The 14,601-nt window shown below is 66.9% G+C and carries 14 protein-coding genes; 7 read left to right on the forward strand and 7 right to left on the reverse strand.

Annotated features, from left to right (window positions below; genetic code table 11):
- Positions 1 to 32 precede the first annotated feature (32 nt).
- The gene (locus ACLJQ7_RS03395) at positions 33 to 2,075 is read left to right on the forward strand and encodes a M3 family metallopeptidase (RefSeq protein WP_410646649.1); all 2,043 of its coding nucleotides are present in this window, start codon (positions 33 to 35) and stop codon (positions 2,073 to 2,075) included.
- 56 nt (positions 2,076 to 2,131) lie between these two features.
- Here ACLJQ7_RS03395 and ACLJQ7_RS03400 read toward each other — a convergent pair whose 3' ends face one another.
- Positions 2,132 to 3,322: an aminotransferase class V-fold PLP-dependent enzyme gene (locus ACLJQ7_RS03400; protein ID WP_410646651.1), complete on the reverse strand. Its 1,191-nt coding sequence runs from the start codon at positions 3,320 to 3,322 to the stop codon at positions 2,132 to 2,134.
- A 31-nt stretch (positions 3,323 to 3,353) separates the two neighbouring features.
- On the opposite strand from ACLJQ7_RS03400, the gene ACLJQ7_RS03405 reads away from it, so the two are divergent.
- On the forward strand, positions 3,354 to 4,736 hold the full coding sequence (locus ACLJQ7_RS03405; protein ID WP_410646653.1) for a PLP-dependent aminotransferase family protein: 1,383 nt from the start codon (positions 3,354 to 3,356) through the stop codon (positions 4,734 to 4,736).
- Positions 4,737 to 4,754: 18 nt separating this feature from the next.
- Here ACLJQ7_RS03405 and ACLJQ7_RS03410 read toward each other — a convergent pair whose 3' ends face one another.
- Positions 4,755 to 5,384, reverse strand: coding sequence for a hypothetical protein (locus tag ACLJQ7_RS03410; protein WP_410646655.1), 630 nt, complete (start codon positions 5,382 to 5,384; stop codon positions 4,755 to 4,757).
- Positions 5,385 to 5,453: 69 nt separating this feature from the next.
- Positions 5,454 to 7,253: a right-handed parallel beta-helix repeat-containing protein gene (locus ACLJQ7_RS03415; protein ID WP_410646657.1), complete on the reverse strand. Its 1,800-nt coding sequence runs from the start codon at positions 7,251 to 7,253 to the stop codon at positions 5,454 to 5,456.
- Between the two features lie 89 nt (positions 7,254 to 7,342).
- Between ACLJQ7_RS03415 and ACLJQ7_RS03420 the strand changes: the two genes are divergently transcribed.
- The gene (locus tag ACLJQ7_RS03420; RefSeq protein ID WP_410646659.1) at positions 7,343 to 8,206 is read left to right on the forward strand and encodes a TetR/AcrR family transcriptional regulator; all 864 of its coding nucleotides are present in this window, start codon (positions 7,343 to 7,345) and stop codon (positions 8,204 to 8,206) included.
- 50 nt (positions 8,207 to 8,256) lie between these two features.
- Here the strand turns inward: ACLJQ7_RS03420 and ACLJQ7_RS03425 are convergent, their stop codons facing one another.
- Together ACLJQ7_RS03425 and ACLJQ7_RS03430 are read right to left on the reverse strand one after the other, a co-directional pair.
- Positions 8,257 to 8,490 (reverse strand): DUF397 domain-containing protein, encoded by a 234-nt coding sequence (locus ACLJQ7_RS03425; RefSeq protein WP_378445080.1) that lies wholly within the window; start codon positions 8,488 to 8,490, stop codon positions 8,257 to 8,259.
- Positions 8,480 to 9,349, reverse strand: coding sequence for a helix-turn-helix domain-containing protein (locus ACLJQ7_RS03430; RefSeq protein WP_410646661.1), 870 nt, complete (start codon positions 9,347 to 9,349; stop codon positions 8,480 to 8,482). Before ACLJQ7_RS03430 ends, ACLJQ7_RS03425 begins: the two co-directional genes overlap by 11 nt.
- Positions 9,350 to 9,537: 188 nt before the next feature.
- Here ACLJQ7_RS03430 and ACLJQ7_RS03435 point away from each other — a divergent pair, with 188 nt between their 5' ends.
- Together ACLJQ7_RS03435 and ACLJQ7_RS03440 are read left to right on the forward strand one after the other, a co-directional pair.
- Positions 9,538 to 9,669 (forward strand): hypothetical protein, encoded by a 132-nt coding sequence (locus ACLJQ7_RS03435; RefSeq protein WP_410646663.1) that lies wholly within the window; start codon positions 9,538 to 9,540, stop codon positions 9,667 to 9,669.
- 16 nt (positions 9,670 to 9,685) lie between these two features.
- The gene (locus ACLJQ7_RS03440; RefSeq protein ID WP_410646664.1) at positions 9,686 to 10,783 is read left to right on the forward strand and encodes a ThiF family adenylyltransferase; all 1,098 of its coding nucleotides are present in this window, start codon (positions 9,686 to 9,688) and stop codon (positions 10,781 to 10,783) included.
- A 5-nt stretch (positions 10,784 to 10,788) separates the two neighbouring features.
- On the opposite strand, the gene ACLJQ7_RS03445 is transcribed toward ACLJQ7_RS03440, so the two are convergent.
- Positions 10,789 to 11,661: a helix-turn-helix domain-containing protein gene (locus ACLJQ7_RS03445; RefSeq protein WP_410646665.1), complete on the reverse strand. Its 873-nt coding sequence runs from the start codon at positions 11,659 to 11,661 to the stop codon at positions 10,789 to 10,791.
- 167 nt (positions 11,662 to 11,828) lie between these two features.
- Between ACLJQ7_RS03445 and ACLJQ7_RS03450 the strand changes: the two genes are divergently transcribed.
- On the forward strand, positions 11,829 to 12,029 hold the full coding sequence (locus tag ACLJQ7_RS03450) for a hypothetical protein (RefSeq protein ID WP_410646666.1): 201 nt from the start codon (positions 11,829 to 11,831) through the stop codon (positions 12,027 to 12,029).
- A 507-nt stretch (positions 12,030 to 12,536) separates the two neighbouring features.
- Here the strand turns inward: ACLJQ7_RS03450 and ACLJQ7_RS03455 are convergent.
- Positions 12,537 to 13,526, reverse strand: coding sequence for a malate dehydrogenase (locus tag ACLJQ7_RS03455; RefSeq protein ID WP_410646667.1), 990 nt, complete (start codon positions 13,524 to 13,526; stop codon positions 12,537 to 12,539).
- Positions 13,527 to 14,012: 486 nt separating this feature from the next.
- Here ACLJQ7_RS03455 and ACLJQ7_RS03460 point away from each other — a divergent pair, with 486 nt between their 5' ends.
- Positions 14,013 to 14,594: a DUF4360 domain-containing protein gene (locus ACLJQ7_RS03460; RefSeq protein ID WP_410646999.1), complete on the forward strand. Its 582-nt coding sequence runs from the start codon at positions 14,013 to 14,015 to the stop codon at positions 14,592 to 14,594.
- Positions 14,595 to 14,601: the final 7 nt, after the last annotated feature.

Genomic DNA, 14,601 nt, shown 5'->3' on the forward strand with positions numbered 1-14,601 from the left:
CCAGCAGATTCGACGACCCGGGAGCAACACCGATGATTTCGCAGGACAACCCGTTCGCCGCGCCGAGTGAGCTGCCCTACGCCCTTCCGCCGTTCGACCGGATCGCCGACGAGCACTTCCTTCCCGCCTTCGAAGCGGGCCTGGCCGAGCACGCCGCGGAAATCGAGGAGATCGCCGGTTCGGCCGAGCCGCCGACCTTCGAGAACACCATCGTCGCGCTCGAAAAGTCCGGCAGGTTGCTGTCCCGCGTCGCCAGCGTGTTCTTCAACCTCGCCGGGTCGAACGCGAACGACGAGATCCAGCGCGTGCAGGCCGAGATGGCACCGCGACTGGCCGCGCACGCCGACGCCGTCAACCTGAACCCCGCGCTGTTCGCCAGGATCAATTCCCTGTTCGAGCGCCGGGACGAACTCGGCCTCGACACCGAGTCGCTGCGCCTGCTGGAGCGTCACCACACCGACGTGCGCCGCGCCGGTGCCGGGCTTCCCGAAGCCGACCAGAAGCGCCTGCGTGAGCTGAACGAGCGCATTTCGACGCTGTCGACCCGGTTCCAGCAGAACCTGCTCAAGGACACCAACGAACTGGCCGTGGTCGTCGACGACGTCGCGCAACTCGCGGGCCTCGGCGAGGACGAGATCGCCACGGCCGCCGAAACCGCCGGTGAGGAGGGCAAGTACGTCCTCAAGCTGACCCTGCCGACGGCGCAGGCCGCGCTGGCCTCGCTGGAGGATCGCGCGCTGCGTGAGCGGATCTTCACCGCGTCGGTCTCCCGTGGCAACCGGGGCAACGAGTTCGACAACAACGAGATCGTGGCCCAGCTGGTCCGGTTGCGTGCCGAGCGGGCCGCCGTGCTCGGCTTCCCCGACCACGCCTCGTACGTCATCGAGGACGAGACCGCGAAGACCGCTCAGGCCGCCGTCGGTCTCCTGGAACGACTCGCGCCGGTGGCGGTCGCCAACGCCAAGGCGGAGGCCGAGGAACTGCAGCGTTACCTCGAAGCCGACATCCCCGGCGCGATCCTGCGGCCGTGGGACTGGGCGTTCTACGCCGAACGCGTCCGCAAGGACCGGTTCGACGTCGACACCGCCGCGCTGCGCCCGTACTTCGAGCTGAACCGGGTGCTGACCGACGGCGTCTTCTTCGCCGCGTCCCAGCTGTACGGCCTGAGCTTCATCGAGCGGGAAGACCTGCCGAAGTACCACCCCGAGGTCCGGATCTTCGAGGTCTTCGACGCAGACGGCGCGGAGCTCGGCCTGTTCCTGCTCGACTACTACGCCCGCGACTCGAAGCGCGGCGGTGCCTGGATGAACAACTTCGTCGACCAGACGAAACTGCTGGGCACGAAGACGGTCGTGGTGAACGTGCTCAACGTCGCCAAGCCGCCGGCGGGGGAGCCGACCCTGCTGACCTTCGACGAGGTCGTCACCGCGTTCCACGAGTTCGGGCACGCGCTGCACTCGCTGCTTTCCGATGTCGAGTACCCGATGTTCTCGGGCACCAACGTCCCGCGTGACTTCGTCGAGTACCCCTCGCAGGTCAACGAGATGTGGATGCTCTGGCCCGAGGTGCTGGCCAACTACGCCAAGCACCACGTGACCGGTGAGCCGCTGCCGCAGGAGCAGATCGACAAACTCCTGGCGTCGCAGCAGTACGGCGAAGGCTTCTCGACCACCGAGTACCTCGCGGCGTCGCTTCTCGACCAGGCGTGGCACGCGCTGGGCACCGAAGGAAACGTCGAGGACGTCCAGCGGTTCGAGACCGAGGCGCTGACCAAGGCCGGTGTCGCGCTGGAAGCCGTACCGCCGCGCTACCGCACCACGTACTTCGCGCATATCTTCAGCGGCGGCTACAGCGCGGGGTACTACTCCTACATCTGGAGCGAGGTCCTCGACGCCGACACCGTCCAGTGGTTCCGTGAGAACGGCGGGCTCACCAGGGAGAACGGCGACCACTTCCGCCGTGAACTCCTCGGGCGGGGCGGCAGTGTCGACCCGATGGCGGCGTTTCGCGCGTTCCGTGGCCGCGACCCGGAGATCGAGCCGCTGTTGAAGCGGCGCGGCCTCGCGGGCGCCTGACCTCCTGACGGTTCCCCCGCCCGGACACCCCCAGTGTCCAGGCGGGGGAACCACGCTCAGGCGGCCAGTTCGGCGACGGCCGCGGCCACGTCGTCCACTTCCCGTTCGGTGTTGTAGTAGTGCGGGCTCAGCCGCAGGCACCACTCGACGTCCTTGTCCCCGAAGTCGAACTGCGCGAGCTCCCGGTAGCTGAGCGCCGAGTTGATCCGGCGAGCGTCCATCGCCTCCTTGAAGGGCACCGCTTCCCAGCCCTTGATGGAGAACGTCACCAGCGCGCCCAACTCCGGGCCCCGGTCGAGCACTTCGACGCCCGGGATGGCGCCGAGCCCGCCCCGCAGTCTCGCCGCGAGCGCTGGGGTGCGTTGTGAGATCGCCTCCAGGCCGACCTCTCGGGCGTACCTCGCGGCGGCGGCGCAACCGAGCACGGTGGCATAGGGGAATTCCCATTCTTCGAACCGGGAAGCCGACTTCGCCGGTTCGTACGCGCCGGGCGCGCTCCAGCGGGCTCCGTGCATGTCGATGAACAACGGCTCGTGCCCCGCGTCGAGGAAGCGGTCGGAGACGAACAGGAACCCCGAACCACGCGGACCGCGCAGGAATTTGCGGCACGTCGAGGTGAGCAGGTCGGCGCCGATCTCCTCGACGTCGACTGGGTACTGGCCGATCGACTGGCAGGCGTCGACCAGATAGAGCAGGCCGAGTTCCCGGCAGTGCCGCCCGATCTCGGCGACCGGCTGGACAAGGCCCGAGTTGGTCGGAATATGCGTGGCGGCGACCAGCTTCGCCTTCTTCGTGCGCATCAGGGCCGCCATCGCTTCGACGTCGACACCGCCCTCCCGCGAGTCCGGCGCGTGCACGACCTCGATTCCGAACCGCTTTCGCAGCGACAGGAACGCGATCTGGTTGGAGATGAAGTCGTTGCGGGTGGTGAGCACGACGTCGCCGGGTTCGAACCGGAACGACGACAACGCGGTGGAATAGGCGTGGGTGGCACTCGCCGCGAAGGCGATGTTGCGGGGCCGTGCGTTGATCAAGCCGGCGATCTCGTCGTAGAAGCCGGCGACCTCGGTCGCGCGCGCCGCGGCAGCCTCGTACCCGCCGGTCTCGGCTTCGAGATTCAGGTGATCGAGCATCGCGGCCAGTACCGGCTTCGCGAGGAGGCCGCAGCCCGCGTTGTTGAAGTGGACGACCTTCTCGCTGCCCGGCGTATCGGCTCGCAGGGCCGGGACATCCAGTAGTGATTCCACCGGATTTCCAGTAGCACTATCATGTAGCTTCATGTCAGATAGTAGCACTTCCGAGCTGGTCGCCCAGCTGCGTTCGCTCATCCGCTCGGCGGCCGCGGGGGACCGGTTGCCCAGCAGCCGTGAGCTGATCGAGCGCTATCGGGTGGGTCCTGGAACGGTCTCTCGCGCGATCGCCCTACTGGCCGCCGAGGGCACGGTCGTGACCCGCCCCGGGAGCGGGACGTACGTCGCGACGAAGCCGGCGGCCGCGGGCGAACCGCTCGACACGGCGTGGCAGACGGTCGCGTTGACCGACCGCAGCGTCGACACCAGATCCCTCACCGGGGTCCTCGGCCCGCCGCCGGAGGGCGCGATCCTGCTCGACGGCGGCTATCCGCATCGGTCGTTGCAGGCGACTCGCTTCCTGAGCGCGGCGCTGGCGCGGGCGGGCCGCCGCCCGGACGCCTGGGACCGCGCGCCCGCCGCCGGTCTGTCCGCGCTGCGGTCGGTGTTCGCCGGGCCGGCCGGTGCGTCCCCGGACGACGTCCTGATCACCGCGGGCGGACAGAGCGGGCTCTCCATGGCGTTCCGGGCCATGGCGGCTCCCGGCAGCCCGATCCTCGTCGAATCGCCGACCTACCCGGGGGCGCTCGCCGCCGCGCGGGCGGCGGGACTTCGCCCGGTGCCGGTGCCGCTCGACGACGACGGAGTCCGTCCCGATCTGCTGGCCGAGGCGTTCGCGATGACCGGCGCCCGGCTCTTCTACTGCCAGCCCACTTTCCACAACCCGACCGGCACGGTGCTCGCGGCCGAACGGCGCACGCGAGTGCTGGACGTCGCCCGGGCGGCGGGCGCGTTCGTCCTGGAGGACGACTTCGCCCGGTATCTCTCGCACGGGGTGACCGCGCCGCGTCCACTGATCGCCGACGACCGTGACGGCACGGTCGTCCATCTGACGTCGGTGACCAAGGTCGCCGCGCCGAGTCTTCGGATCGGCGCGCTGATCGCGCGAGGGCCGGTCCTCGACCGGATGAAGGCGATCCGGCGGGTCGACGACTTCTTCGTCTCCCGTCCACTGCAGGAAGCCGCCCTCGAACTGCTCAGCGCGCCGTCCTGGGAACGTCACGTCCGGCGGCTCGGTGCCGAACTGCGGGAACGGTGCGCGAAAGCGGCCGCGGCGCTGGCGGGGAAGTGTCCTGAGTGGACCATCGCGCGACTCCCCGAAGGTGGCCTTCACCTGTGGGTGCGGCTGCCGGCGGGGAGCGGTGCGGACGCGCTCGCTCGCGCGGCGCGAGAGCGCGGGGTCGTGGTCGGGGCGGGGGAGAGGTTCTTCGCCACCGAGCCGTCCGGACCCTTTCTCCGGCTGAGTTTCGCGGCCGCGGCCGACACCGCCGAACTCGTCGAAGGTATCCGACGACTCGACCAGAATGTATAATGACCTATACGGCGTTGCTCAGGCCAGAATCGCTTCAAGGAACAGGTAAACACCGCCACCGACGACGACGCCGGCGACCATGCCGGTCGTGACCTCTGCCCTGGTGTGATCACCGAGTTCGACGCGGGACCAGCAGACCCAGCCGACGGCAAGGAAGAGCAGTGCGAACCAAGGGCCGTAGACGCGGATGAGCATCACGGCCGCGCCCGCGGCCACCATCGCGTGCATCGAGATCTTGAACTTCAGCCCGAAGGTGATCGCGAGCGCGGCGACCAGGCAGACGAGCTCGGCGGCGGCGAGCGCGATCATCTCGTGCGGGGCACCACCGGCGATGAGGATGGCGAATCCGGCGGCCAGTGAGCCGATGCAGACCGCGAACGGGACGAGCCGTCCGGCGCGATCGGTGACGTGGTGACTGTCCCACTTCCCTTTCCGGGCGCCGCGCACGATCACGGCCATCGGGATCAGCGAGCCGGTCACGCCGACGATGAGTCCCCACAGCACGGTCTCGCCGAGGTGGTGGCCGGTGACCTTCCAGGCGACGACCAGCGGGAGGCCGAGCACCCAGACCCAGGGAGCGAGCACCTCGGTCGCGATCCGCGCGAGGTTTCGGCGGGCCCGCGGAGCTTCCGTGGACAGGGTGGACATGGTGGGTGTCTCCTCGGGGATCGTGGCCGGAGCGGCTCCTGCCGGACTCGCGCCCGGCAGGAGCGGTGATCATCGTTCCAGACCGCGGCGCCCCGCTCGCGCGAGGATGTCGGCGCCCGCCGGATCGGCTCGGACGGCTTCGTCGAAACTTTCCTTCGGCAGCACGGTGTTCCCGGCCACGGTCACCGTCTCGGGCGGGGTGTCGTAGCCGTCGGGCAGGACGTCCCAGAAGTTGCCGACAAAGGCGACGTTCTCCATCGGTGGACCCACCTGGAGCACGATCGGGGTGTCGGCCCGGCAGACGACGTTGCCGAGAACGGTGATCCACGCCGCGCCGTAGTCGGCGTACAGCCCGAAGTTGTACGAGGTGAGTACGTCGCGGATCACGTTCCCGCGGACCATCGCCCCACCCGCGAACGACGAGCCCTGCGGGGCCGAGAGGTAGATCCCGCCGCCGTCCATCAGCTTCCCCATACTGCGTTCGACGAGGTTCGACATCGCCTGGGTGCCCTTGGCCCGTTCGCCGCCGGTGATCACGATGCCGTTGTGCGGGACGTCGTGGATCTCGTTGTGGGCCACGGTGGTCTCTTCGGACTCGAAGACGAGCACGGCGGGGGAGCCGGGGTACTCGGTACCGATGTGGTGGACGAGGTTGTCCTCGATGGAGATCCGGGTCCCGGCGTGGACGGCGATCCCGCTGCCCGAGATCTCGTCGAAGACATTTGCCCGGACGTCGATGTCGGTGCCGTCCTCGATCAGGAGTGCTCCCGCGCCGAGCCGGGTGAAGTGGTTGCACTCCAAGGTCACCCGGCCCGCCGATGTGAGAGTGACGTTGGCGGGCAGTTGGACCGGTTCCGCCGGCACATGAACGTAGCCCACGTCGGCTCCGAGGTCGATCTTCTGGAATTCGCCCCGCTCGTAGCGGGCGTTGCCGTGATAGTGCAGGTAGCCGCCGGTGCGGGCGGGGCCGGACCAGGCCGCGTCGGTGAAGGTGAAGCCACGCAACACGAGATCGTGCACGCCCCGCCCGGTGACGAGCGATTCGAGCGTCGGGGCGACGACTGGGGTCTTGCCGATCTCCTCGCCGGGGCGGGGACGGTAGTGCAGGACGTGGCCGTTCCCATCGGAACGGCTGACGGCGAAGGTTCCCGGCTCGGTCAGGAAGGCCACGTTGTTCTCGAGCACCGAAGGCGCGGCGAGACCGTCCCAGGTGCCGTCTCCGCCGGCGCCGTACCACTTGGCGTCGTAGAGGGATTTGGCGTGGTCGAACGCGGGCTGAGCCAGGGTGATGGTGGTGGAGGCGGGGTCGCCGGTGATCGACGTGACCGCGAGCCGGGCTTCGGACCACGGATAGACGCCGGAGTAGACGAACTCCAGACCGGACGGGTCCGGCCACGATTGCGGCTCCGTGCTGTCCGTGACGTAACCGGTCGCTGTTTTCGTCACGTTTCCCGGAAGGCCCTCGGTGCGGGCGGCCCGTGCGGCAGGGCGGTCGTCCACGGTGAGGCGTCGTGGCGCGAGGTCACCGATCGGTGCCGTCCAGACGCCGTCGGTTCCCGCCGTCCAGCCGGTGATTTCGCGGCCACCGCTCAGCTCGACCCTCGCCTGTTCCGGGGTCCCGTAGCCGTCCGCCTGGTAGATCACGCGGAAGCCGTTCGAGCCGGAATCACCCAGTGCGTCATCAAAGGCCAGGGGTTCTTCGAGGTGGTGGATACCTGCGCCGAAGGTGACGATGACGTCGCCGGTCATTTCGGCGGTGACGGCGCGAACTGCCTTCTGTGCGGCTTCCGGGGTGGCGAACGGCCGGTCGGCGGTGCCTGCCCAGTCGTCTCTACCCTCGGGGGATACGAAGAACCTGATTTCAGGCATGCTGAAGCGCTCCTGTGGGGTGGTTTATGGGATATACTGAGGTTTATCAGCTAAACACGAACGAGTGACAAGCGTCAAGGGAGTGACGGGTGGCGGAAGACGACGCGCAGCCGGATCCGGAGCGTGCCATCGAGCTGCTGTGGGGGACACCCGAGCCGGAGCGGCCAGGGTTGAGCCTCGGCCGGATCGTCGCGGCGGCCGTCGAAGTCGCGGACGCGGAAGGGCTGGCGGCCCTGTCGATGCGCAAGGTCGCGGAACGGTTCGGTACCACCACGATGTCGCTCTACCGGTACGTCCCCGGCAAGGCGGAGCTGGTCGAACTGATGCGTGACGCCGTGTACGGCAGGTTTCCGATGGGTCCTTCGGGCGGGCTCGGCTGGCGAGCGGGTCTCGAGCGCTGGGCGCGGCGGGCATGGGAGATCCACCGCTCTCACCCGTGGCTGGTCCACAGTGGCGGGACCCGCCGTCTGCCAGGTCCGAACATCATGGCCGGATACGACCACGCGCTGGACGTGGCTTCCCGGACCGGCCTGGCGCCGGCGCAGGTGATCGCGGTGGTGAACCTCGTGGGCGGATTCGTGGAGTCAGTCGCACGTCAGGCGGGGGAGACGGCGGAACTTCAGCGGCGTACGGGCGTGTCCCATGAACGCTGGTGGAGTGAACGAGAGTCGCTTTTCGAGCGTTTGGACGGCTATCCGGCCCTGGAACGCCTGTGGAGGGGCGGGGGGATGGACACGCCGGTCGATCCGTTCGAGTTCGGGCTGCAGCGCACCCTCGATGGCGTGCAGGCGCTGATCGATAACCAGGAGCGTGAGGTAATTCGTGACGAAACGGGGGGAGAATGCGTCACCTGTGGCAAGCCGCTGGACGGAGGAGGGCGGGGCAGGCCTCGAGACTACTGCTCGAGGGCTTGCCAGCAACGCGCCTATCGCCGTCGTCAGGCCGGGTCCTGATTCCCGGCTGAGGGCCGTGGTCCGCCCCGCGCGGGACGGACCACGAACGGTCAGCTGAGCAGGTGGTCGAACTCGCCGTTCTTCGCACCGAGAACGAAGGCCTTGATCTCGTGCGGTTCGAAAACAAGGACGGGGCTGTTCTCGCCGAGCTTCGAATCACGCACGCCCACGTAGCCCTTTACGGAGTCGTTGACTTCGACGCAGCCGGCCGAACCGGCGCTGTAGCTCGATTTCCACCAGCCGGAAAGGCCGAGCAGGGTGGGCCGAGAAGAATCATTGTTCATTGAGTTCCCTTGCCAAGTTTTGAATGAAAGACCGTGTCCGCCCAGGATGTTCGGCTTGTGCCTGCAATCTTTCGAACGTGTTGCGAAATCGGCGCAGGTCTTCGGGGTCCTCGTAATAGAGGCCTTCGCGTCGGTTCTCGACGTACACGGTTCCGGGATCGCCGCCGAATTCGGACGGGTAGTCCAAAAGGATGAACATGCCGTCCGAGGCGCCGTGGGCGCCCGCGGTGAAGGGAAGCACTTGGATGTCGATGTTCGGCCGTTCCGACAGCTCCATCAAGTGCTCCAGTTGAGCAAGCATGACCGCCGGTCCGCCTACCTGGCGGCGCAGGACGCTCTCGTCCAGGATCGACCAGATATGCGGTGCATCCCCAGGGCGTTCCAAGATCTCTTGGCGCGCCATCCGCAAGTCGACCATGGTATCGAGTTCGGCCTTGTTGTTCCAGCGTCGACCTTCTCTCATGATGGCGAGCGCGTAATCACGAGTCTGGAACAAACCGGGCAGTACGACCAGGTCGACGGTGCTGATACGAGCGGCACCGGTCTCCAGGCCCAAATAGAGGTTGAACCATTCGAATACCCCGTGGTCGAAGTTGATCCACCAGTCGCGGCCGCGTTTCGCTCGTTTGGTCAGGTCGCGGAAGAACGATGCCCTCTCGGGCACTCCGTAGAAATCGAGCAGGATTTCCAGATCGGCCGGTGCGGGCAGATTTCGCGAGGTTTCGATATGTGCGATGACCGTCGTGGCCTTGCCGATGCGTTCGGCCGCGGCGGTCCGGTCGTAGCCCGACGCTTCTCGGAGACGCTTCATCTCGAGTGCGATCCAGCGCTTGATGGCGGTAGGGGTCAGCGTGCCCACGAACTGACCACCTCCTCAGTGTCTCGTCACGGAAAGTGACCCCAGTATCACCCGTATAGCGCAGACAGAGCCAGTAGACGGTAGCGAATGTATAGCTCTACATTTAAGCCCTCTACATCAGGGCACTCTACATTGTAGAGCTGAACCCGCCACCGGGCGGGTCGGAACACGGGAGGGAGGCGGACGCGATGGGTGAGGCCGCGATTGTCCGGCTCGCTTCCGGCTGGTCGGGGGAGAGGGGGTGTCCGGCGATGATCGAGATCGTGATGGTGGAACGTGCTGACGCGATCCGCCACGTTTACAGCGGAGACAACGGTTGACCGAGGAGGGGTTCCGGTGCGTCCACGTATCAAAGACGAGCATCGCCCGGTCCGGTTCGGCGACGGTTGGATCCGGATCGGCGGGGAGGTGTTCGGCATCGCCGCCGAGTTGAGGGACTCGGACGGTGCCGTGTGGGCGTTACTGGAACTCCTCGACGGAACGCGAACAGTGAGCCAGGTCGTCGCCGACCTGGCTCGTCTGATTCCCGATACCCGGCCGGAAGAGGTCGCCGACGCCATCGAAAAGCTCGCCGAACTCGGCTATGTCGAGAATGCCGACGAGCCGACGTGCGTCGCGCTGACCGAGCGGCAACTCGAACGTCACTCGAGAAGCCGGCCGCTGTACCGGTGGATCGATCTGACGCGAAGAACGTCGAGCTGGGATTTCCAGGTCCTCCTGGCCCGGGCGCGGGTCGTGCTGGTCGGCGTGGGCGGCGTCGGGTGCACGGCGGCACTGAGCCTGGTCATGTCAGGAGTCGGGCGACTGCACTGCGTCGAACCGGACGTGGTCGAACTTTCGAATCTGGGCCGCCAAATCCTCTACACCGAACAGCAGCTGGGGCTGCCGAAGGTGGACGTGGCAATGGAAAGGTTGCGTGCCGCCAATTCGGATGTCGAGGTCACCGGGGAGCCGACGCGGATCACGAACGCGGCTTCGCTGCGGAGACTGGCCGTCGACTGCGACGTGTTGATCATGACCGCCGATCATCCCCCGGAGATCCGGACCTGGACGAACCAGGCGTGCGCCGCGACCGGCACACCCTGGGTGTACGGGGGTTACCACGGCCCGCAGGTCAATCTGGGTGTTTACCGCCCGGGCGCGGGGCCGTGCTACGAGTGCGCACGGCTCGCAGAGCGTGATCGTGACGCCGCGAGGCCGCCGCTGGCGACGTGGCGTCCGGCCGCGAGCATCCCGGCGCACGCGGCCAATGCGGTGACGGCCGGTGTCGCGGGCAATCTGGTCGCACACGCGGTGATGCGCCTGATCACGAACGCGCCGAAGCTCGCGCTGAACTGTCAGTACGGTTTCAGTCTCGCCACGATGGACCACAGTTTCGTCACCAGCTTGGAACGGCCGCACGCGGAGTGCCGGACGTGCCTGGCCACCGGGTGATCGAGTCAGGCGTCCTCGGCCAGTCGTCGTGACACGCTCTGGATCAACCGGGCTGCCGCGTCACCGGACAATGCTTCGGCGTGCAGGGTGCCGAACATGTGCTCGTACAAGGCGATCTCCTCCGGATCCCTGACCAAATGCTCGCCTGCGAACAGTTCCACCACGACGAGTTCGGCGTCGTAGATGGAGAAGCCGTGTAGCGGGGCGATCGGCATGGCCTTGCCGAAGGGAAGGATTCGCAGGTCGACGGTGCGCAGGCCGGCGAGTGACTGAAGCCGGTCCAGCTGGCCTAGTTGAGTGTCGAGGTCGCCTGTCCGGATCCACAGGGCGGCCTCACTGATCACCAGCGGCAACGCCTTGTCCGGGTCGTGCAGTTGTGCTTGCCGTTCGATCCGGATCGCCACCATGCGCTCGATGTCGGCCTCCTGGGCGCCGCCCGTGCGAGCCGGGCCGGAGGGGAGTGCGAGCAGTTCCCGCATGAAACCGGGCGTCTGTACCAGGCCGGGAAGCAGCGCCGGTTGAAACGTGGCGACACGGCTCGCGCGTTGCTCGAGTTCGAGGACGGATCGCTGCTTGGTGGCGGCTCCGCCGGGCTTGCTGAACTCGTCGCGGAACGACACCGATTCCACGCGGGCACGTTTGAGCAGCTCGAGAACAGCGTCCTCCTGGTCGCGGGCATCCGCCGCAGTGAGCCAGTCGGCGATGTCGTCTCCGGTCGGGAACTGCACGCCGGTTTCGATCTTGGACACTCGTGATTGGGGCCAGTCCAGGCTTTTGGCGAACTGATTGCCGGACAGGCCGGTGGCCGCCCGGAGCTCACGGAGTTTCGTGGCGAGCCGGGCGCGGTCGGATCCGGGATGAGGCGGCGACGTGGGCATGATCTTCTTTCGCAGGGTCGAGGCGAAGTGGAGATGCTGCTCGTTGCGTGATCATGCTACTCCCACGCTGCGTTCATGCGCGAATAGTACACGAATAGACGCATCGGTAGCGCATAGATCGCGAATAGAATCGAGCGAGACGAAGTGGCCGGATAAGGGGAGGGCCGATGTTCGCCAACTGGATCCAGATCGCCGAACTCGCACTGCTGCCACTGGGCTTGGGCATCGGCTATGCGGCGGGGCGGACCTGCCACCGGGAGGAGCTCACGTCCTTCCGTGACGGCGTCACGATCACCCATCCCGGCTTGGTCGCCGAATATCAGCACCCCGCTCCGGATGCGGGGACCGGCTGGAGATCTGCCCGGTAGGCCCGCTCAGGGGAGGGGGCGCCTCGAATGGGGTCGAGCCTCCGGGTGGGGGAGGGCGGCGGCAGGTTCCGAAACCCGCGCCGGAGCCTGCCGCCGACGCCACCACGCTGTATAACGCCCTATTCGGCTGAGGTTGAGACAAAATTGTTTTAAGGCAACCGAAAAACCCGCAACGACTGTCGAGAGTGCAGGCGCAGGATGTTCGGAGCGTTTCTGGAGAAGGTTGGCTGCGGGCCGGTGTGCGGGTCGTCCCATGTGCGGCAGCGACGTCACGCCTAAGTACATGAAGGCCCCCTTCCTGTACCTGGGCGCAAGGATGGGGCCCTTCATGTACTTGGCCGCGCGTGAAGGCCCCCTTCCCTCGGCTCAGTCGAGGGAAGGGGGCCTTCACGCGCGAACGATCGGTGAGCTGGAGACCACCCGCGCGAACCTCGACACGATCCGGCAAGCAGCGAAAAGGCGGCCGCGTCCCGGGGGACACGGCCGCCTTCGCGAGGTGGTTCAGACTCAGATGAGGCCGAGCTTCTTCACCGCGTCGCGCTCTTCGGCCAGCTCGTTGACCGAAGCGTCGATGCGGGCGCGCGAGAAGTCGTCGATCTCCAGGCCCTGGACGATCTTGTACTCGCCGTTCGCGGCGGTGACCGGGAACGAGGAGATCAGGCCTTCCGGGACACCGTAGGAACCGTCGGACACGACCGCCGCCGAGGTCCAGTCACCCTCGGGGGTGCCGTTGACCCAGGTGTACACGTGGTCGATCGCCGCGGAGGCGGCCGACGCCGCGGAGGACAGGCCGCGGGCCTCGATGATCGCCGCGCCGCGCTTGGCGACGGTCGGGATGAAGTCGTCGGCCAGCCACTGCTGGTCGGTGAGGACCTCGGTCGCGGGCTTGCCGGACACCTCGGCGTGCGCGATCGACGGGTACTGCGTCGCGGAGTGGTTGCCCCAGATCGCGACCTTCTTCAGCTCGGTCACCGGTACGCCCAGCTTCTTCGACAGCTGCGCGAGGGCGCGGTTGTGGTCGAGGCGGGTCATCGCGGTGAAGCGTTCGGCCGGAACGTCGGGCGCGTGCGCCTGCGCGATGAGGGCGTTGGTGTTGGCCGGGTTGCCGACCACGAGGACCTTGATGTCGCTCGCCGCGCCGGCGTTGATGGCCTCACCCTGCGGCTTGAAGATGCCACCGTTGGCCTCGAGCAGGTCACCGCGCTCCATGCCCTTGGCGCGGGGACGGGCGCCGATCAGCAGGGCCACGTTCGCGCCCTCGAAGGCCTGCTTCGGGTCGTCGAAGATGTCGATGCCCGACAGCAGCGGGAACGCGCCGTCTTCGAGTTCCATCGCGGTGCCCTCAGCCGCCTTGACCGCCTGCGGGATCTCCAGGAGCCGCAGCTTCACCGGGGTGTCCGGGCCGAGCAGCTGACCGGACGCGATGCGGAAGAGCAGCGCGTAGCCGATCTGGCCGGCCGCACCGGTGACGGTGACGTTGACAGGGGCTTGGGTCATTGCGGTTCTCCAGCTTGAGGCGACATCGACTTGTACCGCGATGCTAGTCCTGTCCCGAGTCGCCGTTCGGGTGCGTCCAGTCACTGTTTTCTTGATCGATGCGGTCCGCGGCCACGTCACATCGCCCGGTGACCCGGCTCACGCGCCGCCGCGTTGAGCCGCTGGGGGAAACGCGCTGTCTCACCGGAATCGTCAACGGTTGATCCGCGAAAGCACTTTTCATATCGTGCGAAGTGAATGGTGTTTTTCCTTGTCCGCGGTGTTCGCATTGGTTCCGGAAAACGGTTACAGACCATGATTCCATTTCATGAACCGATTGCCGGGACGTTTGCGTCCGATCGGCGGGCGGCATCGTGAAGATCGTTTCGCTAACATGAGTCCGCCCAGTTCCCCGCCCCCCGTGTGGAAGTTTTCGGGAAGGACCTCATGCTCAGCGCAATGGTCGCCGCCGTATCCCTTTTCTCCTCGATAATAACGCCGAACAGTATGTCTCCGCCGCCGGGACCGCCGCCCGACCGCGTCGTCATCGACGTCGTCACCGTCAACGGCTCCGGCTGTCCGCCGGGTTCGTCCGCGGTCGCCGTCGCCAAGGACAACACCGCGTTCACCGTCACCTACAGCGAATACACCGCCCAGGTCGGCGTCGGCGCGAAACCCACCGACTTCAGGAAGAACTGCCAGCTCAACCTCAACATCCACGTGCCGCAGGGATTCACCTACGGCATCGCCAGTGCCGATTACCGCGGTTTCGCCTACCTCGAATCCGGCGCCAAGGCGCTGCAGCGGGCGAATTACTACTTCCAGGGAAATTCGCCGACCGCACACGTCAGTCATCCCGTCAACGGGCCGATTTCGGACAACTGGCAATTCCGTGACGAGGCCGAAGGCGGCGTCATCATCTACAAACCGTGCGGTGAGGACCGGAACCTCAACGTGAACACGGAACTGAGGGTCGGCGCCGGTTCGTCGGATCCGAAGAAGACCACCAGTTTCATCACGATGGACTCGACCGACGGCGCGTTCAAGACCACCTACCACTTCTCGTGGAAGACCTGCCCGACCTCCTGACCTCTGT

The sequence above is a fragment of the Amycolatopsis sp. cmx-4-54 genome, assembly GCF_046548895.1.
GTDB lineage: Bacteria > Actinomycetota > Actinomycetes > Mycobacteriales > Pseudonocardiaceae > Amycolatopsis.

Bases quoted from the DNA above. Each gene is read 5' to 3' on its own strand.
- ACLJQ7_RS03395 (WP_410646649.1), top strand. From the start codon at position 33: ATGATTTCGCAGGACAACCCGTTCGCCGCGCCGAGTGAGCTGCCCTAC.
- ACLJQ7_RS03405 (WP_410646653.1), top strand. From the start codon at position 3,354: ATGTCAGATAGTAGCACTTCCGAGCTGGTCGCCCAGCTGCGTTCGCTC.
- ACLJQ7_RS03410 (WP_410646655.1), bottom strand. From the start codon at position 5,384: ATGTCCACCCTGTCCACGGAAGCTCCGCGGGCCCGCCGAAACCTCGCG.
- ACLJQ7_RS03415 (WP_410646657.1), bottom strand. From the start codon at position 7,253: ATGCCTGAAATCAGGTTCTTCGTATCCCCCGAGGGTAGAGACGACTGG.
- ACLJQ7_RS03425 (WP_378445080.1), bottom strand. From the start codon at position 8,490: ATGAACAATGATTCTTCTCGGCCCACCCTGCTCGGCCTTTCCGGCTGG.
- ACLJQ7_RS03435 (WP_410646663.1), top strand. From the start codon at position 9,538: ATGGGTGAGGCCGCGATTGTCCGGCTCGCTTCCGGCTGGTCGGGGGAG.
- ACLJQ7_RS03445 (WP_410646665.1), bottom strand. From the start codon at position 11,661: ATGCCCACGTCGCCGCCTCATCCCGGATCCGACCGCGCCCGGCTCGCC.
- ACLJQ7_RS03450 (WP_410646666.1), top strand. From the start codon at position 11,829: ATGTTCGCCAACTGGATCCAGATCGCCGAACTCGCACTGCTGCCACTG.
- ACLJQ7_RS03455 (WP_410646667.1), bottom strand. From the start codon at position 13,526: ATGACCCAAGCCCCTGTCAACGTCACCGTCACCGGTGCGGCCGGCCAG.
- ACLJQ7_RS03460 (WP_410646999.1), top strand. From the start codon at position 14,013: ATGTCTCCGCCGCCGGGACCGCCGCCCGACCGCGTCGTCATCGACGTC.